18 protein-coding genes are annotated in these 25382 nt (G+C 39.0%); 13 read left to right on the plus strand and 5 right to left on the minus strand.

Features of this window, described 5'->3' with window-relative positions:
* Positions 1-31: 31 nt before the first annotated feature.
* From J1N10_RS18285 to J1N10_RS18295, 3 genes are all read right to left on the minus strand, one after another.
* Positions 32-3304, minus strand: a complete 3273-nt coding sequence (locus tag J1N10_RS18285) for a UvrD-helicase domain-containing protein (protein WP_262328179.1) — start codon at positions 3302-3304, stop codon at positions 32-34.
* A 303-nt stretch (positions 3305-3607) separates the two neighbouring features.
* On the minus strand, positions 3608-4102 hold the full coding sequence (ribH, locus tag J1N10_RS18290; protein ID WP_262328180.1) for a 6,7-dimethyl-8-ribityllumazine synthase: 495 nt from the start codon (positions 4100-4102) through the stop codon (positions 3608-3610).
* A gap of 72 nt (positions 4103-4174) precedes the next feature.
* Positions 4175-4861, minus strand: coding sequence for a tetratricopeptide repeat protein (locus J1N10_RS18295; RefSeq protein WP_262328181.1), 687 nt, complete (start codon positions 4859-4861; stop codon positions 4175-4177).
* Between the two features lie 313 nt (positions 4862-5174).
* On the opposite strand from J1N10_RS18295, the gene recF reads away from it, so the two are divergent.
* The 3 genes from recF to J1N10_RS18310 all read left to right on the plus strand — a co-directional run bounded on the left by recF (position 5175) and on the right by J1N10_RS18310 (position 7070).
* Positions 5175-6275: a DNA replication/repair protein RecF gene (gene recF / locus J1N10_RS18300; RefSeq protein WP_262328182.1), complete on the plus strand. Its 1101-nt coding sequence runs from the start codon at positions 5175-5177 to the stop codon at positions 6273-6275.
* 99 nt (positions 6276-6374) lie between these two features.
* On the plus strand, positions 6375-6737 hold the full coding sequence (locus J1N10_RS18305; protein ID WP_262328183.1) for a four helix bundle protein: 363 nt from the start codon (positions 6375-6377) through the stop codon (positions 6735-6737).
* A 42-nt stretch (positions 6738-6779) separates the two neighbouring features.
* Positions 6780-7070, plus strand: coding sequence for a DUF721 domain-containing protein (locus J1N10_RS18310; protein WP_262328184.1), 291 nt, complete (start codon positions 6780-6782; stop codon positions 7068-7070).
* An 81-nt stretch (positions 7071-7151) separates the two neighbouring features.
* Here the strand turns inward: J1N10_RS18310 and ndk are convergent, their stop codons facing one another.
* Complete coding sequence (ndk, locus tag J1N10_RS18315; RefSeq protein WP_262328185.1) at positions 7152-7583, minus strand: nucleoside-diphosphate kinase; 432 nt, start codon at positions 7581-7583, stop codon at positions 7152-7154.
* Positions 7584-7687: 104 nt separating this feature from the next.
* On the opposite strand from ndk, the gene J1N10_RS18320 reads away from it, so the two are divergent.
* The 8 genes from J1N10_RS18320 to J1N10_RS18355 all read left to right on the plus strand — a co-directional run bounded on the left by J1N10_RS18320 (position 7688) and on the right by J1N10_RS18355 (position 18388).
* Positions 7688-8716 carry a DHH family phosphoesterase gene (locus J1N10_RS18320; protein ID WP_262328186.1) on the plus strand — a complete coding sequence of 343 codons (1029 nt, stop codon included), beginning with the start codon at positions 7688-7690 and terminating at the stop codon, positions 8714-8716.
* A gap of 31 nt (positions 8717-8747) precedes the next feature.
* On the plus strand, positions 8748-9242 hold the full coding sequence (locus J1N10_RS18325) for an FKBP-type peptidyl-prolyl cis-trans isomerase (RefSeq protein ID WP_262328187.1): 495 nt from the start codon (positions 8748-8750) through the stop codon (positions 9240-9242).
* A 62-nt stretch (positions 9243-9304) separates the two neighbouring features.
* A complete protein-coding gene (locus tag J1N10_RS18330; RefSeq protein WP_262328188.1) occupies positions 9305-9910 on the plus strand; it encodes an FKBP-type peptidyl-prolyl cis-trans isomerase in 606 nt (201 codons plus the stop codon).
* 300 nt (positions 9911-10210) lie between these two features.
* A complete protein-coding gene (locus tag J1N10_RS18335; RefSeq protein WP_262328189.1) occupies positions 10211-11494 on the plus strand; it encodes an MFS transporter in 1284 nt (427 codons plus the stop codon).
* A gap of 93 nt (positions 11495-11587) precedes the next feature.
* Positions 11588-12565: an ROK family protein gene (locus J1N10_RS18340; RefSeq protein WP_262328190.1), complete on the plus strand. Its 978-nt coding sequence runs from the start codon at positions 11588-11590 to the stop codon at positions 12563-12565.
* Positions 12566-12667: 102 nt separating this feature from the next.
* Positions 12668-13243, plus strand: a complete 576-nt coding sequence (locus J1N10_RS18345; protein WP_262328191.1) for a TetR/AcrR family transcriptional regulator — start codon at positions 12668-12670, stop codon at positions 13241-13243.
* 267 nt (positions 13244-13510) lie between these two features.
* Positions 13511-16783, plus strand: coding sequence for a TonB-dependent receptor (locus tag J1N10_RS18350; RefSeq protein ID WP_262328192.1), 3273 nt, complete (start codon positions 13511-13513; stop codon positions 16781-16783).
* 87 nt (positions 16784-16870) lie between these two features.
* Positions 16871-18388, plus strand: coding sequence for a BACON domain-containing protein (locus J1N10_RS18355; RefSeq protein WP_262328193.1), 1518 nt, complete (start codon positions 16871-16873; stop codon positions 18386-18388).
* Between the two features lie 116 nt (positions 18389-18504).
* Here the strand turns inward: J1N10_RS18355 and J1N10_RS18360 are convergent, their stop codons facing one another.
* Positions 18505-20085 carry a dipeptidase gene (locus J1N10_RS18360; protein ID WP_262328194.1) on the minus strand — a complete coding sequence of 527 codons (1581 nt, stop codon included), beginning with the start codon at positions 20083-20085 and terminating at the stop codon, positions 18505-18507.
* A gap of 430 nt (positions 20086-20515) precedes the next feature.
* On the opposite strand from J1N10_RS18360, the gene J1N10_RS18365 reads away from it, so the two are divergent.
* Together J1N10_RS18365 and J1N10_RS18370 are read left to right on the plus strand one after the other, a co-directional pair.
* Positions 20516-22969 carry an AsmA family protein gene (locus tag J1N10_RS18365; RefSeq protein ID WP_262328195.1) on the plus strand — a complete coding sequence of 818 codons (2454 nt, stop codon included), beginning with the start codon at positions 20516-20518 and terminating at the stop codon, positions 22967-22969.
* Between the two features lie 111 nt (positions 22970-23080).
* Positions 23081-25300 (plus strand): glycosyltransferase, encoded by a 2220-nt coding sequence (locus J1N10_RS18370; RefSeq protein ID WP_262328196.1) that lies wholly within the window; start codon positions 23081-23083, stop codon positions 25298-25300.
* The last annotated feature ends 82 nt before the right edge of the window (positions 25301-25382 follow it).

The raw sequence follows: 25382 nt of genomic DNA on the forward strand, positions 1-25382 counted from the left end.
CACAAACGTAGTGCACTTTTTATACTATTGATTAAAATAAACTTCCTTGGACAGCCTGATCTGTAATGTCGATAATTTCATCTTGTTCGTGCAAATACCATATGTAGCCTTGTACATTCTCGTAGCCCATTTTCTTTAATAAATCCATGTAACGTTTTACCTGCAGGGCATACTTTTCTTGTTTAAGCTCGCCAAATTTGTAATCGACCACAACCACTTTAGTATCGCTAATAATTACCCTGTCAGGGCGATAGGTGCCTGATGGAACCATGATGGTACCTTCGTTAATGATTTTGCTTTGTGGTTGAAACCAATCTTTAACTTTTTCCTGATTGATCTTTTGTTTGACAAAATCCCTCAAACTGTCTTTTTCTGAGGTTTTTAGCTGGCCATTCAGCACTAACTTTGTAATAGCCCTATCCACATCTTCAGTTGTTTCAATCAACTCAAATAAGCGGTGCATCAATTTACCGTGTTTCAGGTGCTTGAGACTATCTGGAGAGCTCATAGCAATGCTTTCGGGGTGTATTTTGATGCGTGAGCCTAGTTCGGTGGTTCTAAAATCATCGATGGATGGTGCTTCCCTCTGTTCTTTCGGTTTTTGAGCAGGAATAGAGCCAAATTCAAATTGTTGTTCAGTATCATCCCATCCATTCACCAGATTTTTAATCAACTGTTCATCTAAACCGGCGAGCATATTAAATTGATTGATGAGACGAAATAGTAAATGCGACACATTTTTCAGACCGCCTGTTTTAGCTGGCTTTTCAGCCATTATCACCAAACTCTCTTCGGCACGCGTTAAAGCAACATATAGCAAGTTGAGATTATCTACAAACTGATGCAGACGTTCGGTCAGATAATCTTCGATAAAAATGGAGTGTAGCAAGGTGTCGGAGTAGTTTACAGGTACCAGTTCCAACTCATTAAAAGGTGCTTCTTTGGGGCGACTCCAGATTAAACTGCCTCGGCCTTTGTCATCGATATTCCAGTTGCAATAGGGGATAATGACGGCTTTAAACTCAAGGCCTTTAGACTTATGTATGGTCATTACATTAATGGCATTCTGGCCTTCGGGTACCGATATCGCTGTTCCTTGTCCTTTATCGTCCCACCAGTTGATAAAATCATGGGCATTCACCGAATAGTTTGTCACGTAATCGCGAACGGCATCCAGTAAGCCTTGCAGAAAGACAAACTGGTTCTGGTGTAATTCATCAGGCAATTGGCGCACCAATGCTTCGGCCATTTCAAACAGCGGCTGGCCTTTGAGTGAAAGTAATTGGTTGGATAATTCTTTGAACCAGCCTCTGTTATCATTATTCAGAATTTCCGTGTCGCAATGGATGACTTCCTCCGCCACATTGCTTTGATAAAAATGGCTGTAAAGCTTAATAAAAGCTTCAAAAACAGCATTGTCCGGCTCCTGAATGTATTTTATCTGCTGAATTACCAGGTTAACGGCCGGGGAACTACTCAATAATAGTGTTTCGTTAGAGATAACCGGATGCTTTCGTTCGGAGGGAGAGAAGGCACCGGATAATAAAGCTTCCGTAATTTCCTGACCTTCACTTTTGCGACGCACCAGTATACAAATGTCTTTGTAATCGTAGCCCTCATCCAGCAAACGTTCAATTTGAACGATGGCATTTTGCGTGGCATTGTTTCTGAATTCGGCGTTTTTACCATCCACAAAATCAACGTGAATAAAACCACCTGAGCCAACTGATTTTGGTGATACCTGTTGAATGGTATCGTCATAAGCCATGCTGATTTTTGCATGCAAATCACCCGGTATGTTGGCTTCGTCAACAGCTTCAGCCGATGAATTGATAAACTCGGTTTGCAGCATTCGAGAAGCGCCGGCAAAAACGATGTTGTTAAAGGTGATAACATTTTCGGTACTTCGCCAGTTGGTATCAAGTGTCATGGCTTCAATACCATGACTGGCAAAATCAATGTTCACCTGGTCGCTTAGTAATTTCCAATCCGAATTACGCCAACGGTAGATGGACTGTTTTACATCGCCGACAATCATGGCCATATGGCCATCACTCACGCTGTTTTGAAGCAACGGTTTGAAGTTATTCCATTGCAAACGCGAAGTATCCTGAAACTCATCAATCATATAATGCTGAAAGCGGGTGCCTGTCTTCTCATAGATAAAAGGTGTATCATTTTCATCGATAATTTGTTGAAGCAGGCGATTGGCATCGGCTAAAAGAAATAAGTTCTCATTACGAGCCAGCTCATTTACCTTCAAGGCAATGTCGGTGGTAATGCCTAACGCATTCAGGTTCGATAGGATAGCTTTTGCCGAATAGTAATTGGTTTTTTGCTCAATAAAAGTGCCCGAGAGTTGTTGCAGGGCTTCGTTTAAACCACCATTAAAGCAATCGATAACAATGCTGTTATCTGACTCGGAGTTTTTACTGTGAAAACAAGTTTCGGGATTATTAACCAGACCGTCTAGTTTTATTATTTCCAGGTAATCAGCTGCTTTAGTGACGTTCACCAGTTTTTCTAATTTCTTTAATGGTGAGCGCGATTTGCCTTGTAGAATATCCCAGCTAACAGCGTACGTTTTTAGTGCATCCAATCCTTTTTGAGCTGCTTCCTGAATGCTTTCTTCAAAAGTATCCGTTATTTTTTTTAGGGTATAACGATAGCTGTTAAGCAGTTTTTTATCGCGTAGCTTTTGTAAAACTTCCGGTTTCAAACTCTGAAATTCTTCCTTAAACACTTCGCGACCAAGGGTGTTTAATTCCTGGGCGATGTTCCAGTCTTTGCCTTCTTCAATTTTTGATAAGGTGTGCTTAATCAACCATTCTTTTAAATCTTCGTTGCCTTTCAGCTCCAGTTCGCGCAGTAGATTATCAACCGCTTGCGCCAGAATACGCTCCGAATCGAGTTCAACTTTAAAATTTGCTGGTAGGTTAGCTTCATAGGCAAAGGAGCGAATCACCTTTTGAAAGAAGCTATCAATGGTGTTAATCGAGAATTTCGAGAAATCGTTCAGAATATTAATTAATAAGCTTTTGGCTACTTTACGAATGTAAGCTTCCGGCTTATCGTGTATTTTCATTAAATCAGTCAGGTAATCGGGCTTGGGCGCAGTTGCCAGGGCAAACAGGTTCTCCAATATGCGATTTTTCATCTCGGCAGTGGCTTTATTGGTAAATGTCACAGCCAATATGCTTTTATAACTTTGTGGGTCGCTAAACAGGAGTTTAATAAATTCGCCCGAAAGGGTATAGGTCTTGCCCGAGCCGGCCGAAGCGCGGTAAATCTTTAATTCTGACATGAAAATTTCTCTTTGTAATCAAAAGTAGTGATAAAATGTGGAACTGGTGAATTGATAAATCGTCGAACTGTCGAACAGGTCAACTGTTTAATTGATGAATAGTTGAAAGGTTTATAAGTTGAGAAATTAAATTGTAGGATGATGCAATTATTTTTTGATCAAGACGAAAAAGAAATCTTCTTGATAGAAAAATATTTTCATCTAGAGGGAAATAAAGTTGTTACCAAAAGGAAAATAAAGTGCCCATAGACAACAAAGCCCGACAAAATTGCCGGGCTTAATATATTGCTGTATTCTGGAATATTAGTTTTTCAGCGAGCGGTTTAAAGCCACCATTTTAATAGCAGTAACCGCACCTTCATCACCTTTGTTACCATGTTTACCTCCGCAACGGTCTAAAGCCTGCTGTTGGTTGAGAGTGGTTAATAAGCCAAAGATAAACGGAATAGGGTATTGAACATTCAACTGGGTGATGCCTTGTGTAACACCACCGCATACATAATCGAAGTGAGGCGTATCGCCTTGAATTACACAACCCAGGCAAATTACGGCATCTACATCTGTCATTTCAGCCAGGTATTTAGCACCTGCTGTTAGCTCAAAGCTGCCCGGTACATATTTCTTTAATATGTTTTCTTCCGATGCCCCGTGTTTGATTAAAGTATTGTAAGCACCTTCATATAGTGCTTCGGTAATCTCTGTGTTCCACTCTGATATCACAATGCCGAATTTCATGTCGGCTGCCGACGGAACATCAGCTATATTATAATCCGATAGGTTTTTTAAACTTGTTGCCATTGTTTTATATTTTATGCAAAAATAAAAGAGGTTGCCTATATAGACAACCTCTTTCAAATATTTTAGTTCAAATTACTTCAATTGTAATTCTGCACGAGTCAAATATTTATCAACCTGACGAGCTTCTGCTGAAGTTGCATAGTCATCTTTAATAGTTTTGTATGCCTCAACAGCTGCTTTGTAATCGGCTTTGGCTTCATACATAGCACCTAATTTCATTAGATATGTTGGAGCTGTTAAAGTGTTGTCGTAGGATGCTGCATCTTTATATTGAGCAATGGCATCGTCGTTTTGACCTAGTTCAGCATAAGCATCACCTAATGCACCAGCAGCTGTGGCAGCTATCATTTCTTCGCTCGTTGAGAATCCTTTAAGGAAATCAACAGCCTCGTTATAATTACCAAGATGAAGATTAGATACGCCTGCGTAATAAACAGCTAAGTTACCAGCCGTTGTTGAGCCGTAATCTTCAATAATTTCAAGGAAACCGGCATTTTGTCCGTCGCCATTCAATGCTAAGTTGAATGAATCCTTCTCAAAATATTGCTGAGCATAGAAGATAGTCTTTTGAGCTTCCTGCTCTAAAGGCATAAAATAGAATTTTTTAATACCCCAGTATCCGGCTACTATAATAATGATTGCCAACGCAATCATACTTAATCTATTCTGATTCTCTTCAATAAAGTGCTCCGTCTTACTCAATGCGCTCTCTACATTCTCGAAGCTATCGTCTTGATGCGTATGTTTCTCTTTTGACATTTTAAGTAAATTTTTATTCGAATGCCAAAAGTAATCGTTTTGGCCTAAAAACAAAAGATGGATTATTACTTTTTACGCCTTATTGATAAATTATTTATGCATAGAAGATGAATCGGACATAAGATTTAAGACAAAAGATATATGAATAAGTTGTAAAGTCTTTAAGAATAAGTATTTGCAGATGGTGTCTAAAGGAGTGTAGGGTTCGATTCTTCAATTCATCACTTTCTTGTGTTATCAATTTAGACTTAAACCCATTCACAATTTTGAACAATCGCTTTAGGTTCGTTACTTTTGCACAAAACCGTAACGCATGCACATCAGGCACCTCAACTTGATTAATTTTAAAAATATACAGCAGGCCGAAATAGAGTTTTCGCCGGGTATTAATTGCCTTGTAGGAGAAAATGGGGCTGGAAAAACCAATGTGCTGGATGGGCTGTATTACCTCTCGTTTTGTAAGAGCTATTTTAATTCGATTGATAATCAGAATATCACCCACGACCAGGAGTTTTTTGTGGTTCAGGGACAGTATGAGCGTCAAGATGAAGAGGAGCATATTTATTGTGGATTAAAAAAATCGCAGAAGAAGCATTTTAAGCGTAATAAAAAAGAATACACAAAGCTGGCCGACCATATTGGCTTAATTCCTTTGGTGATGATTTCGCCAGCCGATGAACAATTGATTAACGAAGGAAGCGAGCAGCGTCGTAAGTATGTGGATGGTGTCGTTTCGCAGTATGATAAGCCATTTTTGGATGACTTAATGCGTTATAACCGTTCATTAATGCAGCGAAATGCCACTTTAAAACAGTTAAAAGAAAGCGGTTCGCGCGATTTTTCTATGCTCGATTTATGGGATGAGCAATTGGAGCAGTTGGCCCAACGTATATATCAAAAACGAATAGATTTCATTAAGGAGTTGGTGCCGGTTTTTCAAAAGTATTATGCCTACATCTCGGATGGAAAAGAGGAAATAGCCTTAAATTATAAATCGCATTTACACGATGGTTCCTTAAAAGAACAATTACTCGAAGTGCGTCAAAAAGATACGATTGTAGGCTATACAACCAGAGGTGTGCATAAAGATGATTTGGAATTATTGTTGGGTGGGTATTCTATAAAGAAAATAGCTTCACAAGGACAAAAAAAGACATTTCTGATTGCTTTGAAACTGGCGCAATATGAGTTTATTCAAAAGCACAATGGGATAAAACCAATTTTGCTGCTCGATGATATTTTTGACAAATTAGATGATGCTCGAAGCAATCGTTTATTGCAATTGGTTTCAGAAGATGTATTTAACCAGATTTTTATCACCGATACCAATAAACCCTATTTAGTTGATATTGTCAAACGAACAGGGAAAGACTATAAGGTATTTGATGTGGCCGGTGGACAGATTGTTGGTTAATTGTTGATTTGTTTATCTGTTAATTTGCTAATTTGTTGATTCATGATTTTCAAATTATCAATTAAACATATCTGCAAATCACCAAATAAACAATAAAGTATGTACACCTATAATTTTGAAAAGTTAGAAATCTGGCAGCTCTCTCGGCAACTGGTTCGAAAAATTTATCAAACGACGGGTTCATTTCCGAAAGAAGAACAGTTTGGATTAACAAATCAATTGAGAAGAGCCTCGGTTTCGATATCATCAAATATTGCAGAAGGAAGTGGGAGGATTTCTAATAAGGATAAAGCTCGATTTATTGAAATTGCTTTTACCAGTTTGTTGGAGGTGGTCAATCAGTTAATTTTAGCCAATGATTTGACATTTATTGATGAAAAGCAGTTAATAGTCTTTCGTGAAGAAATAAACGAATTATCAAACAAGCTCAATGCCTTCCACAAAAAGCTTCTGTCAAACTAACAATTAAACAAATCAACGGATAAACGAATTAACAGATAAACCATGCGTCGCAAGAAAACCCAAGCCATAAGTTCAGTTATTAAAGAAGTACTCAAACAGCAGGATTTAAACAAAGGCATGCTCGAAAGGCGTGCAGTTAACTATTGGGAGAAAGTGTTGGGAGCAGCCGTGGCACGAGCAACCCATCGCATTTATATTCGTGAGGGCGTCTTGCATGTTGAAATGACGTCATCGGTTTTGCGCAACGAACTGATGATGTGGAAAGATAAAATTATCATTAATCTCAACCAAGCTATTGGTAGTGATGTTGTTAAGGATATTGTGTTTCGATAAGAGGGAAGATTGAAGATTAAAACAAAAAGTGCACAATACATGACGTACTGAGCACTTTTATAACTATCTCAATTAGATATTTTATGGATGTTTCTCCAATAATTCTTTATCACTAAAGAAGAAATGACTTTCCCGGTCGGCACTGGCATCACTGTCGGAGCCATGAATAGCATTATGTGCTTTGCTTTCGGCAAATAGTTTTCTAATTGTTCCATCTTCAGCCTCAGCAGGGTCGGTACTGCCTATTAATTTGCGAAAATCCTCAACGGCATTTTCTTTGATTAAGATAGCTGCCACAATGGGGCCAGATGACATAAAATCAACCAAGTCGGGGAAAAATGGTCGCTCTTTATGCTCTTCGTAAAATTCCTCGGCATCATCTTTCGAAAGTTTTAACGATTTGATAGCCGAAATGCGAAAGCCGCTTTCTTCTATCATATTTAAAATGGCGCCGATATGCCTGTTTTTTACAGCTCCCGGCTTAATCATGGTAAGTGTTTTAAATCCTGCCATATTTAGCTGATTAATTAGTGTAAGGTAAAAAATTAGAAATCCTAAAATACAAAATTTTTAGTCTCGCAAAATCTATATCTTTGTAAATCCAACAAAAAATTAAGATGAATATTAAAGATAAGTCACAAATAGAATTATTCAAGACCAAAATAATCAACAGTCAAAAAGTTGTAATTGTTCCACATAATAATCCCGATGGTGATGCATTGGGTTCTTCTTTAGGGCTTTATAATACGCTAAAGAATATGGGAAAAGAGGCGTCGGTAATCACGCCTAATGAGTTTCCTGATTTTTTAAACTGGATGCATGGCGTTGAAGATGTCATTATTTACGATAAGAATGTAAAAAAAGCCAAAGCGCTAATAAAAGAAAGCGAACTGGTGCTTTTTGTTGATTTTAATGCTTTGTCGCGTATAAAATTGATGGGTGAAGTGTTTGAAAAAGACGAAACGCCGCGCATTATGATTGATCACCACCCATTTCCGGAAGCTAGCACAGCAGAGATTCAGATAAGTGTACCCGAAGCATCGTCTACTTGCGAATTGCTTTTTCATGTGCTAAACGAAGCAGGCTTTAAGGAGTATATAACCAAAGAAGCAGCGGAGTGTATCTATGCTGGCATTATGACCGATACAGGTTCTTTGAATTATAATTCCAGTCGGCCTGAAACGTATTTAATCGTAGCTGATTTATTGCGCATGGGCATTGACAAAGAACATATTCATCACATGATATTTCACAATAATTCGTTTGACAGAATGCGCCTTTTGGGGCACGCATTGGGTGAAAAAATGGAACGCATACCTGAGCAAAAGGCGGCTTTTATTTCATTGAGCCAAGAAGAATTAAAACGTTTTAATTTTAAACCAGGAGACACAGAAGGCTTTGTTAACCAGGCCTTATGGATCGAAGGGGTTGACCTGTCGGCTTTGTTTACTGAGAAAAAGGATTTAGTGAAGATATCGTTCCGTTCACGAGGTGGATTTCCGGCCAATAAGTTTAGTGAGACTTACTTTAATGGGGGAGGACATTTTAATGCTGCCGGCGGAGAGTCGAAATTAAAGCTGGACGAGACTGTTGAACGATTCAAAAAAGTATTAAAAGAATTTTGTGAGGCCAATGATTTCTGCTAGAATAATAATCCTGCTAATCTTTTGTGTGGGGATGCTCTTTGCCTGTAAAGACAAGCAGCCAGAGAAAAAGCGTGTCACCAAAGAGATGCTTCTGGAAATGAATAAAAAGATGGTGGGTGCCGAAACAAAGGTGATTGAAAAATACATTGAAGATAAAGGTCTGCAAATGAAAAAATCGGAGACAGGCTATTATTATCAAATTAATCAACCATCGCAGGGAGATACAATTCATATGAATGATAATGTTGTGTTGGCCTATACTACAAGTTTAATGGATGGTACCATTTGTTATTCTTCAGCTACAAGTGGTTTGATGAACTTTACGGTTGGCAAAGCACAAGTAGAAACCGGGTTGGAGCAGTTTGTTCAGCACATTGGACAAGGAGCTATTGCTAAATTAATTTTACCGCCATATCTGGCGCATGGCATTGCTGGGGATGGCAATAAAATACCCAAATTATCGATTATAATTATGGATATTGAGGTGGTGGAAGTGCAACGTGCTGCAGTGGATGCCTCAAAATGATTTGAAGATTGAGCAAAAATGATTTTCTTTGTGCTTCAGTCGAAAAGACAAAACGGTAAATAATGAACAGAAGAAAGACTTTCAACCTGACTATAATTAGTGCAATAGCATTGCTTATTAGCTTTGCTGCCTGCGACGACAACAACAATTATTTTAATATTAAAGAAGCAATTGCCGCTGAACAGGAGCTGTTGGAGCGCTATTACGACGAAGAAATGGATAATAACCTTAGTAGATTGGATTCAACAACCGCTGTGGCAATTGATACGGTTGATCATCGCTTTGAGTCAGGTATGATGTTGTATCATACTCATATTGGAGAGGGAGATTCAATTGGAGCCTATAAAACCGTTGGTTTCAGGTATACAAATTATGCTATTGGTTTAACAAATGATACGATTATAATCGAAAATGATACGATTGTTAATGAAGTAACAAGGGAGTTTGCAAGAGAAAGCAATATTTATTCTAATACACCCTTCACTTTTACGACCTATCCAGTAGGAGGTGTGCCAGCAGCTAGTTCTAATGTATATGCTGGGGTTAACGAAGCAATTATGCATATGCGTTTGTTTGGAAAGGCAAAAGTGGTTATGCCATCTTCGCTTGCTGATAACCAATATCAACCACATGTTTTTGAAATCGAAGTGACAAGTGTTAGACGGTAGTTTAAACACTGTAAAATATTTTTTTAACCATCTTCATTACTGGAGATGGTTTTTTTGTAATATTTCTAGTATGCAATAATTTAAATTAATTTTTTATAGTGGTTTTTTATAGCATATTTAACCAAATTGATTGATTTAATGTTATCTTGCTTTCCGTTTTAAAATAAGGCTTTTTCAATTCCTTTAGCTTGAATAGAGCCTGAAAATAATAAAACGAAAACAAAATTGTTTTAATTATTTTATACACAAACTAAAAATGGGAGATAGGTCATTATCTCTGAGAATTAACTAATCAAAATTATGAATCAGCAGAAGAATTATGCATTGCCGATTTTTATGATGTTCCTATTATTTGGGATGATATCATTCGTAACAAATCTGGCAGCACCTATGGGTGTAGTTGTAAAGGAGCAATTTCAGGCTTCTAACTTTTTAGGCATGTTGGGTAACTTTGCCAACTTTTTAGCTTATGCTTTTATGGGAATACCAGGTGGTAAACTATTAGAAAAAGTAGGCTACAAAAAAACCGCACTATTAGCTATTGTTTTAGGTTTTGTTGGAGTTGGTATTCAATTCTTTTCAGGTGTTGCTGAAAGTTTCTTCGTTTACCTGTTGGGTGCATTTGTTGCAGGTTTCTCAATGTGTTTACTAAATATTGTGGTTAACCCAATGTTGAACACACTTGGTGGAGCTGGTAAAAAAGGTAACCAATTGATTCAGGTGGGCGCTACTTTTAACTCTTTGATGGGTACTTTAGTGCCATTACTTGTTGGTATGTTGGTAGGTGAAGTAACAAAAGACACTGCTATTAAAGATGTAAACCCAGTGATGTTTATTGCAATGGGTATTTTTGCTACAGTTGGTTTGGTACTATACTTTGTTAATATTCCAGAGCCTCATATGAAAGAAGGTGAGGAAGTGAAAGAAAAGTCAAAATACAGTGCCTGGTCATTCCGTCACTTTGTACTTGGAGCTATTGCTATTGGTATTTATGTTGGTGTTGAAGTTGGTGTTCCTGGAACGCTATTTTTCTTCCTTTCAGATGCTGCTGCTGGTGGTGTAGGTGCTGCTACTGCAGGTACAGTGGTTGCAACCTATTGGTTGTTAATGCTTGTTGGCCGTTTTGTAGGAGCGTCTATTGGTGGTAAGGTGTCAAGTAAAACCATGTTAATCGTTGCTTCAGCAGTAGGTGCCGTGTTGGCTTTAATGGCTATTATTTCTCCAACTTCAACAACTGTTTCAATTCCTGTATTCCAAAGTACTGCAAGTGGACTTTCATTCGGGTTGGCTAATGTGCCAATTAATGCTATGTTCCTTGTGTTAATTGGATTATGTACCTCAGTAATGTGGGGTGGTATTTTTAACCTGGCTGTTGAAGGTCTTGGGCGTTTTACTGCAGCTGCTTCTGGTATTTTCATGACCATGGTAGTTGGTGGTGGTATCTTACCATTAATCCAGAATGCTGTAGCTGATGGTATGGGCTACATGGTGTCATACTGGGTGCCATTCCTAGGTTTAGTCTATTTGTTGTATTACTCGTTAATTGGAAGTAAGAATGTAAATACTGACATTCCTGTGGAGTAATTACCAAAAAAATATAGTAATTTACGCCATGACTTTCTGTTTTCAGGAAGTCATGGTTGTATATAAGAAGATAATAAACTAAAAACGAATCAAATGAAAAAAGTATCTGTTGGCGTGGATATAGGTGGTACAAATACTGCCATTGGTGTTGTTGATGAATTAGGACACGTATTAACGAAAGATAGTATATCAACACCTTCGCATGGAGATATTAATGTGTATATAGATGATTTGGCTAAAGCAATTAATAAGTTGATAACAAATGCCAAGTTGTTAAATGAAGATATTGAGATTGTTGGGATTGGTGTAGGTGCTCCAAATGGTAACTACTATAGTGGAACAATTGAATTTGCTCCTAATTTATCATTTAAAGGAGTAGTGCCTGTTGTTCGCTTGTTGCGAGGTCATTTCCCTGATTTAAAGGCAATTGCTCTTACTAATGATGCCAATGCAGCGGCTATTGGTGAAATGATTTATGGTGGAGCAAAGGATATGAAGAACTTTGTGATGTATACACTTGGCACAGGTGTTGGAAGCGGTGTTGTTGTTAATGGTGATCTTGTTTATGGTCACGATGGTTTTGCCGGTGAATGTGGTCACACTACTTTAGTTCCTGATGGTCGTTTGTGTGGATGTGGAGCTAATGGGCACCTGGAGGCGTATTGTTCTGCTCCTGGTATGAAGCGAACAGCTTTTGAGTTAATGGCAAAGTATAATGCAGTTGATAGTCCCTTGGCTAACCATACATATAACGACTTAACGTCTAAGATGATTTATGATGCAGCTGTTGCTGGTGATAAAGTTGCCAATGAAGTTTTTGAATTAACGGGTCACTATCTGGGGCAGGGTATTGCTGATACGATTCACCACCTGAGTCCAGAGGCTATTTTCTTATTTGGAGGTCCAATGGCTGCTGGTGATTTAATTTTGAAACCAACAAAAGCAAGTATTGAAGAGCATTTGCTGCCAATATTTAAAAACAAGATTAAATTGTTACCATCGAAGTTGGATGCAGGTGATGCTGCTATCGTTGGAGCAAGTGCGTTGGCTTGGAAAGAATTGGATAAGTAGAATTTTAAGATAACATAATTAAACTGTCTTTAATTCATTTAAAGGCAGTTTTTTTATGCCTAAACTTTTTGTTTTAACTTCGCGATACAATTTTATGGCATTATGAGTAAGAAAAATGATATATATAAAGGAGCAATGGAGCTTTTTGTTGAAAAAGGTTTTGCTGCGTCAGTTAATGAGTTGATCGAACGTATCGGAATTGCGAAAGGTACATTATATCATCACATCAATAGTAAAGAGCAATTGATCATTGATATTTATAAACAATTGATGTTTGAGGTGGAGGAGCAATGTGTTAATATTTTAACGGAAGACCAGAAGGAAAATACCAAGCAGGTGTTTAGTGGTATTGTTAAGTGGTTTATAACGCATCCTGTTAAATTTCACTATATCAACATTTTTGAATCTAGTCCCTACATGAAGTTACACTTTGAGTTAGTCGAAGATACCAAGGAGGGACCTCGCCGGTTTATCATGCAAAAAGTGAATATGGGCATTCTGAAGGCTTATAAAACCGATATGATTGCTTTCTTCGATTTTGCTTTTACTCGTGCCACTGCAAATTATTTTTTATCACTACCTAAGCCATTAAAAAGTTTTAGTGAGGAATTTGACACAGCCTTTGATATGTACTGGGATGGTGTTGCTAAGAAACAAGCTGCGGAAGCTAAACTGTAGTACACGCTGATTTATTGGTGTTTGGTTGAATTTGTGTTGCGACGATTGTTAATAACTTCTTAAAAAATGTTAATTACTTCTTGGGCTTATTTTAGCCTATTAGTTAGAATTAACAGAATTTTAACGTTCAGAAAACCGACCTATCGGTCTAGTTTGTCATCTTTGCAGATAGAGGTTGATTGAGGGGGAAGATTGATCTGTTGATAATTTAAAATTTAATTTAAGTATTATTATAGCGTTCTAAATTAACGAATAATTTAATCAATCATGAGAAAAGTATCGAGATTATTTGCATGTGTGATTATGCTATTAGCACTATTCATTTTGCAAACAAATGCACAGGTAACAACATCCAGTATGGGAGGGCGTGTTACTGATGCAGAAGGAGTCATTATCGGTGCAACGGTAATTGCTACGCACACACCTTCAGGAACAACTTATGGTACCATAACTAACACTGAGGGACGATTCAATTTTAACGGTATGCGAGTAGGTGGACCCTATACGGTATCAGTTACGTATATTGGATATGGCGACTTTGTAAAAAACAATATTACATTGAGTTTAGGAGAGAATTATGTATTGAATGTAGTGCTTGACGATGAAGCAACGTCATTAGATGAAATCCAAGTAACTGCAGTTCGTACAAAATTTTCTAATGAGAAAACCGGAGCTGTCACCAATATCTCAAGCGAACAAATAGTTAATCTGCCAACAGTAAGTCGCAGTGTTATCGATATTACCCGCCTTTCGCCATATGGAGGTGATGGAATGAGTTTTGCCGGGGCTGATGGTCGTACGGCCAACTTTACAGTGGATGGCGCTAATTTCAACAATAACTTTGGTTTGAGTGATGCTCTTCCTGGTGGAGGTAATCCAATTTCTATTGAAGCAATTGATGAATTGCAAGTTGTGATTGCTCCTTACGATGTGCGACAAACAAACTTTATTGGTGGTGGTGTAAATGCGATTACAAAATCGGGTACAAACACATTTAAAGGAAGTGCTTACGTTTTTCATAGAAATGAAAATATGCGTGGAGATGCTGTAAAGGGACAGCAAATTGCAGGTGCGCGCGAAGAAGACCGTAATACAACCTATGGTTTCACTTTGGGTGGTCCAATTATTAAAAATAAATTGTTCTTCTTCGTTAATGGTGAATTGACAAAAACACCTACAGTTGCCAATCGTTGGAGAGCTTCAACTGATGGTGTTGCAGATCCTGATAATTTTATCTCACGCACTACTGAAGATGATCTTCAGATGGTTTCCGATTATGTGAGAAGTAATTATGGGTATGAAACAGGATCTTACAAGAGTTTCCCTGCAGATGAAAGCAATAAAAAATTGCTTGCTCGTCTTGATTGGAATATATCAAACAAACATCGTTTAGCATTGCGCTACAACTATACGATGAATGAATCATGGCGATCGCCTAATGCTTCTTCTATGGATGGAGGTACGCGAATGTCTGAAGCAAGAATGTCACAGGCATCGATGTCATATGCCAACTCAATGTACTCTATGGAAAACCTTGTACATTCATTCTCTTTTGATTTAAATAGTCGTTTAACGGACAACATCTCTAACCAATTTTTGGCAACATATTCGAAGCTTGACGATATTCGCGGAACAAATTCTGATCAATTTCCTTTTATCGACATTCTGAAAGACGGACAGGCATACCTCTCTTTAGGTTATGAACTCTTTACTTGGAACAATGGTGTTCACAATGATGTAGTGAATATTAAAGATGAGTTGACCTTTTATTTAGGTAACCATAAAATTTTTGGTGGTTTTGCCTACGAGTATAAAATGGCCGACAATGCTTATATGCGAAATGGTACAGGCTATTATCGCTATTCTAGCCTTGACGACTTCATGAATGGTGCTACACCTGAGATTGTAAACCTTACTTATGGTTATGATGGAGAAAGTAATCCGGCAGCTCGTGTAAGAAGTAATAAATTCGGAATTTATGCGCAGGACGACTGGAGTGTTAATGAAAGATTCAAACTTTCGTATGGTATGCGCCTAGAGGCACTTGTGTATAACAACAGTGACTTAATTACGAATCAAGCTATAAAGGATCTTGATTATTCTGGTCGTAGTATAGATACAGGAAAATGGCCTGATGCAAATATTATATTCTCCCCTCGAGTAGGTTTTGTTTGGGATGTATTGGGTGATAAAAACTTGAAAGTTCGTGGAGGTACAGGTCTATTTGCCGGTAACTTACCACTTGTATTCTTTACCAACATGCCAACCAATGGAGGTATGGTTCAGTACCAGGCGCAGATTAATGAAAGAAATGCGGCGAATAATGGTTTCTCAATGGATGTATTTAACGGAGGCCTTGTTACCGATGCTAATGGAAAAGCTACTATCTCAGCATTGCATGATAAATTGATAGGCCTGGGTTACCCATCAACTATTTCACCTGAAGATGGAACAGTACCTTCGTCTATTTCTGCTGTAGATCCTAGTTTTAAAATGCCTCAGGTATGGAAAACGTCATTGGCCGTTGACTATGCATTCAAAACATCTTTCCCATTCTCTGTAACAGTAGAAGGAATTTACAACAAAACAATTAATGGTGTTACGCTTTCCGATTGGAGTATTCCAAATGTAGGTGGTTTTGCTCGTTTTAATGGAGTCGATAATCGTCCGATTTATCCTGACGGCTATCGCACGAATACTAAGGCATTTATATTGGAAAATACAAGCAAGGGTTATGGCTGGTCAGCCAACATCACGCTTAATGCCCGACCTACAGAATGGATGAGCATGATGGCTGCGTATACACATACAGTGGCCAAAGATTTAACAGGAATGCCGGGATCTAATGCTGAATCAGCATTTACATACGTTCCTACAGTTGAGGGGCCTAATAACATTAAGTTGCATAACTCTCAATACACCACACCCGATCGTTTGATATTTTCTCTTACTACTCACGACAAGTGCGGTAATCACTACGGTCTTATTTATGAAGGATGGCGAGGTGGAAGTAACTACTCGTACATGACTGTAAACGATATAAATGCTGACGGTTACAACTACGATGCAATTTATATTCCAACCGACAGTGAGGTGGAAAATGGCGATTTCCGTTTTGTTTCTGAAGACGACAAGACACGTTTTATGGACTATGTGCATGCCAATGATTATTTGAAAGAAAATCAAGGCGACTATGCAGAAGCCTATAGTCTTTATTCTCCTTGGGTACACCGTGTAGACTTTAGCTATAAACATGATTTTAAGCTAAAAATTGGTAATAACGATCACAAGCTGCAACTTAGCATGGATATAAAAAATGTGATGAATCTGTTTAACTCAGATTGGGGTGTGGCTAAGTATCTGAATCCTGAGATAGGTTCAGAAGCCCGTATCCTCAAATACGAAGGTGTTGACGCGGACGGTGTTGCTACATTCTCTACTCCTTCATCAATACATGGTGATACTAAAACATTCACACCAAGCTACACCTTGGGTCAATGCTGGTATGCGTTAATCGGTATCAGGTATGTATTTAATTAATTTAAAAGTTTAGCTAATATGAAACGAGTCCCGAGAGACATTGGGGCGTGTTATATAAGTTACCAAAGAAAATTAAAATATAAACAGATGAAATTTAAATATTTATTCCCACTATTTATCGCAGTACTTGCCGCTTTGGCAAGTTGTGACGATGAGGAAACAATGACCTTGCTTGATGAAATTCGGGTATCGTCGTCGTTTGTCGCTATTCCTCAGGACGGCGGTTCTACATCTATTACTATAACGGCTAAGGATAGCTGGACTGTAGAGAAAGTAACTACTGATAAAGATGATGTTGAATGGTTAACAATTTCTTCAACCTCTGGAGGCGCCGGTGAGTCAGAAATTACATTTTCGGCTTCATCTGCTTTAGATGGTCGTGCTGCAGAGGTTCTGCTCAGCACCGATGATGTAACGCAGAGAATTAATATTATTCAAGGCCTTCCACAAATATCGGTGGCAACCATTGCTGAAGTGCTGGAGGCTCCTGATGGTAAAAATTTCCGGGTGTCGGGTGTTTGTGCCAGCATTAGCAATACAACCTACGGTAACTGGTATTTAGAAGATGAAACGGGAAGTAGTATTTATATATATGGTACGCTTGATGCGAAAGGTGGAGAAAAGAATTTCTTGAGTCTTGGCCTTGAAGTAGGTGATGAAGTAACCATTGAAGGACCAAAGTCATCTTACAAGGGCAGTCCTCAAATGGTGAATGTATCAGTTGTTGAAATCAATAAATCACTTGTGAAAGTTGATGCGGTTGAAAACGAAGTTCTTCCTGTTGAAGGTGGCGAATTTATTGCATACTTAACCTGCAAAGGAGAGGGTGTATCAGTAGAAATTCCTGAAGATGCGGAGTCGTGGTTATCCATTTCATCCATCCAGTCAGCAGGAACCAGTAGTGTTGTCACATTCAAAGCCGAGGCTAATGAAGGTGGAGATCGCGAAACTATTCTTACTTTCAGCACTACCGATGGCACTAAAAACTATACTGCAGAAACAACGTTAAGCCAAAAGGGAGCGATTGTAGATGCTAGCATAGCAGAGTTTTTGGCAGCCGAAGTGGGGAATACACAATACCGATTGGCAGGTGTTATTGCAGAAATTTCCAATGCTACCTATGGCAATATATACTTACAGGATTTCTCTGGCGAGACCTTCGTTTATGGTATTGAAGATTTCGGAGATAAAGGTTTGAAGGTAGGTGATATTATCACTATAGTTGGAAGACGTTCAGAATATAATGGAAGCCCACAAGTAAGTGGTGCCGTTTTGGAGAGTGCTAAAACTGTAACTCCACTGACAATTGCAGAGGTGCTGACTAAACCTGACGACTCCAATACCTACTTCATGGTTACTGCTGAAATTACCTCAATTGATAATGATGTATATGGTAATGTTTATTTAAAAGATGATAGCGGTGAAATATACGTGTATGGTTGTTATCCGGGTTATGGTGCAACTGGTGATGATCGAAAAGGTGTTATCGAGGCTAAAGGTCTTAAAGTTGGCGATACACTAACAATGATTGCTACCAAAAGTTCTTATAATGGAACTAATCAACTTAAATATGGATTCTATTTCAGTCACGTCAGTGCTGAATAAAGAATAATTTAGAAATAATAGAAAAGGCCGTCTCTTTTTAAATATTGAGACGGCCTTTTCTATTATAATCTTTTAATCCTTTTACATTTTTTTTGTCTTTAGTCTTGTGTCTCGATTTAAAACTTCTCATCATATTTAGTCCATAAATCATCGCCTAACTGCCATGCTACATTTACAACCTTGTTGCCCCAGTTGATGGTATAGCGTGTTAGGTGGGCAATGGTTTGCTTGCGCCCCATGCTCATGGCGGCAAGTTCCGTTTCTTTTTGCTTGGCAAAAATCTCTTTCTGAAGCGGCAATAACACTTTGTCTACATCGTGGCGTGCATCGTTCCAGCGCAGGCCAGCCAAGGTGCTCATGCGGTTAAACGCCCACCAGGCTGAGTTGCGGCTAAAGCCATTACGGCCAGGTGCTTTGTATGATGCAGGTAAATCGCTCACGCTGCAATAAATTGGGATATAGACTGATGTGGCAATGTTGTCCTGGGCCATCCATACTAATCCTCCGATTTCATCGGGCAGCCAGTCACGGCTTTGTGTGATGGTGCCATACATTGTATACCAACGTGCAATGGTGCGTTCGCCCAGCTTGCCCCAACCGCCATGGATATTATGTAAGTCATATTTGTCATAGGGAATAAACGGGTTGGCGTAAGGATGCGGAATGGTATCACCTTCTTCGGTTACTTTCTTCATATGACCAACCATGTCGTATGGTGTGTGTTCGTAATAATCTTTAAACACTTCAATCATCTTTTCCAATGTCACTTTATCATCGGGTTTAACCGAGAACGGGTAATCTGTAGCTTCAGGGTCTAAGCCTAACGAAGGAGCCATCATGCTTAATGCCCGCCATTCACGGCGGCGAGCAGCCATTGATTCTCTTCCTTCAGGTGCATAAGCGTAGGCAAATTTAAAAGCCTCCTCTTCTGGCTTCCACCAGGCACTGTCTTGTGCCATTTCAAACAGGTTATCCGAATATAAAAAGCTGTTTGCGTCAGTCGTATCCACTTCTAATATACGGGCGGCATTGGCATTAACACTCACATGGTTGTCGGGCACACGCTGAGCAACCCAAATGGCACCTACCTTACCTTTACCCGGACCAACAATTTCCAGGTGCCAAACTTCTTTCTTGTCGGCAATGGTCAGGCATTCGCCCCAGTCGCGATAGCCATATTCTTTGGTTAATTCATCGGTTAGTTTGATGGCTTCGCGAGCAGTGGTGCAGCGTTCCAGCATTAACTGAATCAATCGTTGACAATCAATTAATCCTTCTTCCGACACGAGCGATTCGCGTCCGCCAAAGGTTGACTCGCCAATAGCTAACTGTTTGGTATTCATGCAAGGATAAGCCGAATTAATATAGCCATAGGTATTTCTTATTTGTGGGATTTCTCCTACCGGTGTGTGTTTGTAGGCCGGCATTTTACGACTATCATCTTTTTCACGCGAATACATGGTGACTTTATCGCGTCGACCGTGTTTGCGAGCCGGAATAATATCCATCCACGCGCGGGTACGATGGCTGTCGTCGGTGTGTGAAGTCATTACCGAGCCATCGAAACTGGCTTGTTTTCCAACAGTAATAGTTGTACATCCTTCGGGTACGCCGCCTTCCCAGTCGGCTTTAATTTGTGAGGAAATCCACTGGGTGGTTCCTATTAAAAACAGGGCAAAAGCTACTTTTATCTTCATTGGTATTGTGTTTTCTAGAACTACAAAAATATAAAAATGAACGAGCAGACGATTGGAAAGAGAGGCTTTTATTCTTAAGCTTTCAGGAAGTGATATGCAGAAATGGCCGATTGATTAAGCTTAAGGAGTTAACGAATGACCGGTAGGAACTCGTACTTTGTTGGTAGGAACGCACGATTGGGGTGTAGGCGGCAATAAATAACCGGTAGGAATGCATGAACAGACCTTCGGAGGGCAAGATTCGACCTCCGGCATGTATGATTCGACCTCCGCAACCAGCAAGTGGTATCTAGGAACGAATAAATGGCCTGTAGGAATGCTTCATCAATAGGTTTGGTTTAGGAAGTGTATGAGAATACTGACAATTTGAAGTTTGGTGACTCTCAGGTTTTCTTAACTTTGTTACAAACATAAAATCTGATTTAGCTTTATGATGAAGAAGTTTCTGAAAATAACCGGAGGGATTGTACTGGGAATAGTAGTCTTGTTGTTGATTTTACCAACCATTTTCAAGGGAAAGATAGAAGGTATTGTTAAAGAACAAATCAATAACAATGTTAATGCCCGGGTTGATTACGAGCATTTTTCATTATCCTTAATAAAAGCATTTCCCAATATTAGTGTTGGCATGGAAGGACTAACTGTTGTTGGTAATGCACCTTTCGATAAAGATACCTTGGTGTCCTTGGGTGAGTTTTCTACCAAAGTAGGATGGTTAGGAGCCATTAAGGGTGAAATAGAAGTCAAATCGATTTTAGTTTCCGATTTAATGGTGAATGCTATCGTATTGCCCGATTCATCGGCAAACTGGGATATTGCAATGCCATCCGAAGCAGTTGAAGAAGAAGAGGAACAAGATGGTGAGGCATCGGCTTTTAAAGTGGTGTTGAAGTCGTTTGTTATCGATAATGCCAATATTAAATACACCGATAATACCATGAACCTGACTTCGGCTATTAAGGGTTTTAATATGCAGCTGTCGGGCGATATGTCAGAAGTGCAGACAAACCTGGATGTACAATCAGGTATTGAAGCAGTAGTTGTTGATTTTGACGGTATTAAATATGTGAATGGTGCGTCGGTTGGATTGCAAGCCAACATCGGAGCTGATTTGGAGAAAATGCTGTTTACCTTCCTTGATAATGAGTTAACCATAAACCGCATGGGGCTGCAGTTTGATGGTTCGGTAGCTGTGAAAGAAGACCGGTATGGCTTAGATTTAACCTTAGGTACGACCAAAACCGATTTTAAATCTTTATTGGCATTGGTGCCTGAGGAATTTCTAAAAGATTTTGATGGTCTGCAAACAGCTGGTAATATGCACCTGAAAGCTTCGGTTAAAGGTGATTATATTGACGAAGACCACTTGCCGGCTTTTAACCTGGACTTAGCTGTAGAAAACGGGATGATTCAATACCCTGACTTACCGGAATCGATTAATAATATTAATGTGAGCCTCCTGGTTGAAAATGAAGGTGGAAGTGCTGATAATACCATCACCAGTTTAAAACAGTTTCATTTCGAAGTGGCCGATAATCCTTTTGATGCTTCTTTTAGTGTGGTTAAGCCGGTTTCAAACCCAACCTTTAAAGGCAATGCTGTTGGAAGCATCGACTTGCAATCTTTAGCCAACGCTATGCCGCTGGATAGTTTTGATATTAAAGGATTGATAGAAACAGACTTTAGTATAGATGGCGATTATGCTATGATCGAAAAAGAAGAGTACGAGAAAATCAATGCGGCCGGACAATTGACCTTGAATGATTTTTATTATGCCAACGCCGATATTCCTCAAGGTATCTTTATTAAAAACTCTTCGATGACGGTTGATCCGCGTTCGCTGAAGCTGGAGTCGTTTAACTGTACCATTGGGCAAAGTGATTTTGAATTAAGTGGGACACTATCCAATTACCTGGCCTATGCTTTGCAAGATGGTACTTTGAAAGGACAATTGACGCATTACTCAAAACGAATTAACACCAACGAGCTTCTGGCTATGGCAGATGCATCGGAGGAGGAAGAGGAAGGGTCTGAAGAAGAGACAGGTGTAGTTGAAGTACCTAAGAATCTTGATTTCGTCTTTCAGTCGCAAATTGAGCAGCTGGTTTACGATAAGTTAGCTATTCATCGTGCCAATGGTAAGATTACTGTTAAAAATGGAGTGGTGAAGTTGAATGGTTTAAAAATGCAGTTGCTGGACGGAAACATGGTGATGAGTGGTCAGTATAATACCGCCAATATGGCCAAACCTTACGTTGACTTTAATATTGAAGGGACGGATTTAGACCTGAATATGGCTGCACATTCATTTAGTGTGGTTGATTCGCTATTGCCATTGGCTAAAAATACAGTTGGAAAGGTGTCGCCCAAGTTTGATTATAGCAGTGTGTTAGGAACGGATGCCACACCAATTATGTCAACCGTCAACGGAGGCGGCTGGTTGCGCTCGAAAAGTGTGGAAGTGTCGGGCTCTAAAATACAGAATACATTGGCTACAACGCTTAAAAATGAGAGTTATAAAACGATGAAAGCTGAGGATTTAAACATCAATTTCATCATTGATAAAGGTAATGTGATTGTAAAACCATTTAAGACCAAAGTAGGAGGCAAAATGGTTGAAGTGCAGGGAACCCAAGGACTTGATCAATCCATCGATTATAAAATAACCATGCCGGTGAGCCGTAAAGAAGTATCTAAAATGGCTGGTTCATTAGGTTTTGCTATTCCATCTTCGGGCGATGATTTAATTGTGGATGTTTTGGTCAAAGGAACCGTTCAGGAGCCCCAGTTGAGCTTCGGTTTGGACAAAGCGCGCAAGCAGGTGGAAAAAGACTTAAAGAAAGAAGGTGAGAAGTTATTGAAGAATTTTCTGAAAGGTTTTTAGAGAAGAGAAGTCGTTATTCGTGCATTAACAAACGATTTTGATACGTTAGTGGAATCAATTTTCAATTTTAAACGATAACTGCTTACTTAGAACTATAGCAGGTAGAGTTTAATGAACGCAATTGAAAACAACATGGGGAAGAGAATACTAATATTAGCACCGGTTTTAAGTGATTTACCACAGATTGCCCGGTATTCCGATAATTTGGTGTCTTTCTTTAAGGAATTTACTGAAGAAGGTGAGAAAGCTGATATATTGACATTTGACGATAAAAGTCATCTTGATTGTTCATTTGATCGCTATCAGTTAGATGATTATCAAAAGGCATCTGAAGTTATTAATAAAAACTATGATGCATGTGTTTTACAACACCACCCCGAAGCTTTTGGAGGGCGGAATGGCGATTATATTTTAGCCTTGGTTGATCAGTTGAACGTACCACTTATAACCGTTTTTCACACGATAAATAGTGAACCTGAAGATCGAGAGAAAGCTGTGATTAAGAGTCTGGCTAACAGGTCGGAAAAGGTTATGGTTTACAGTCGACTTGCCATTGAGTTCTTGGAACATTACTATAAGGTTAACAGGGATAAAATTCTACGTACTGACTATGGTGTATCCGTATTTGATTCATATTCAACCGAAGAATTAAAGCAAGTATTGAGTGTTGATTATCAAAAAACAATCCTGGCATGTGGGGCAATGGAGCCTACAAGCGGTTTCGAAACCATCATCAATGCTTTGTCGGCGTTGCAAAAGAATTATCCAGAGACAGGGCTGGTGCTTATTAATACCAGTCATGATAAAAGTGCAAGCAGTGAATATCAGAAGTTATTGAAGCGACTGGCTGCACAAAGAGGAGTGGCTGAATTGCTTACTTTTGTCAACTATCATGACGTTAAGGACAATATAGAAATGTTGATGAATGCAGCGGATGTGTATGTGGCATCTGGCATTAACGACAGGGTGTTAGAAGATGCTTTTTTAGCAACAGCGGTGTCAAGTGGAGCGACTGTGTTATCAACGCCTACGTGGTATGCAAAGGAGTTGTTGGAAGATCAGAAAGGTGGCTTTTTTGCATTTCGTTCGATTAATGAACTGACTACTGAAATAATCCACATGTTCAGGAGTTTGAATGAAGCTAAAATGTACCGTGAAAATGCCTCACTTTTTGGGGCGCAAAATTCTTGGGCAGTTATTGTTAAGAAGTTTAAGGAGATGATATCAGGCATTGATATAAACAAAGGAAAAGTTCTTTCAGAGCGAGTCTCTTTTACGCCTGTTATTTTGCCGGAAATCAATTTAAATCAATTGTTTTTATTAAATAATTGTACAGGTTTTGTAAATGCTTCAACCTATGGCATACCTGATTATGCTTCAGGTTACTCGTTATTGGCTAATGCCATGGCTATGCAAGTTCTGGCAAAGGCAAATGCACTAAAGCAAAGCAATGATACGATTAAAGGAATCAAACAATGTATTGGTCTTATTAAACTTTTTAGAAAAGATAATAGTTGGTCATCGTCATTAAATCCTCAACTCCAGCCAGCAAGTGATGTTTCAGAATATGAGCTGGGCTACACAGTTTGGGCGCTAAGTACCGTGTATTCTTCCATTGATGATAACGGAGTAAAAGATGTAATTTATGGCCTGGTATTGCAGCTTATTTCAGAAGTAGATTTCACGAATAGCAAAGCCATAGCGGCTGTATTAATTGGGCTTGTCGAATTACTACGGAAGGAGCATAGTAATCCGGATTTGGTTGAATTGATGAAAAAATGGACACATCAACTAAAGGCATTGTTTCCTTCAGATGCCTATCAAGCCTGGCAATGGCACGAAGATGAAGTGTCTGAACACGTCGGACTCGTTCCTTTAGCACTGATGTATGCTTATGAATTATTGAAGGAGGAAGAATTGTTATCCATCGCTAAGCGAGCTATACGTTTTGTTGAGCGTCATGTGTTTACTGACGCTCGCTATAATCCAAAGATTCGTGGTAGAAAGAAAGATATGGCAGAATCAGGAGTTACAAGTAGTTCATTTGCAACAGATACATACATTATAACCGAAGTTTATACAAAGCTTTTTGAAATTACACGAGTTGAAAAGTATTTAAATATGGCTACTGCTGCTCATAATTGGTATTTGGGTGATAATACTATTGGACGTAGTTTGTATGATATTGCTTCTGGCGGATGTTATGATTCATATAGCGGACGAAGTGTCAACCCTTTAATGACAACTTCAAGTACTGCTGCTTACTGGTTGTCGCACTTCGCTATTCACGACGCCTATTTCGATAAGATTCTGTCAGATTTCAGTACATGACAAAAGTATAATTAATTGAAAATCAATTAATTAAGTAGTTAAATTGCTTGCTTAAAACCTTGATATTCAGTATCTTACAAAA

Origin of the sequence: Carboxylicivirga litoralis (genome assembly GCF_025499605.1) — a bacterium.
Taxonomy (GTDB): domain Bacteria; phylum Bacteroidota; class Bacteroidia; order Bacteroidales; family Marinilabiliaceae; genus Carboxylicivirga; species Carboxylicivirga litoralis.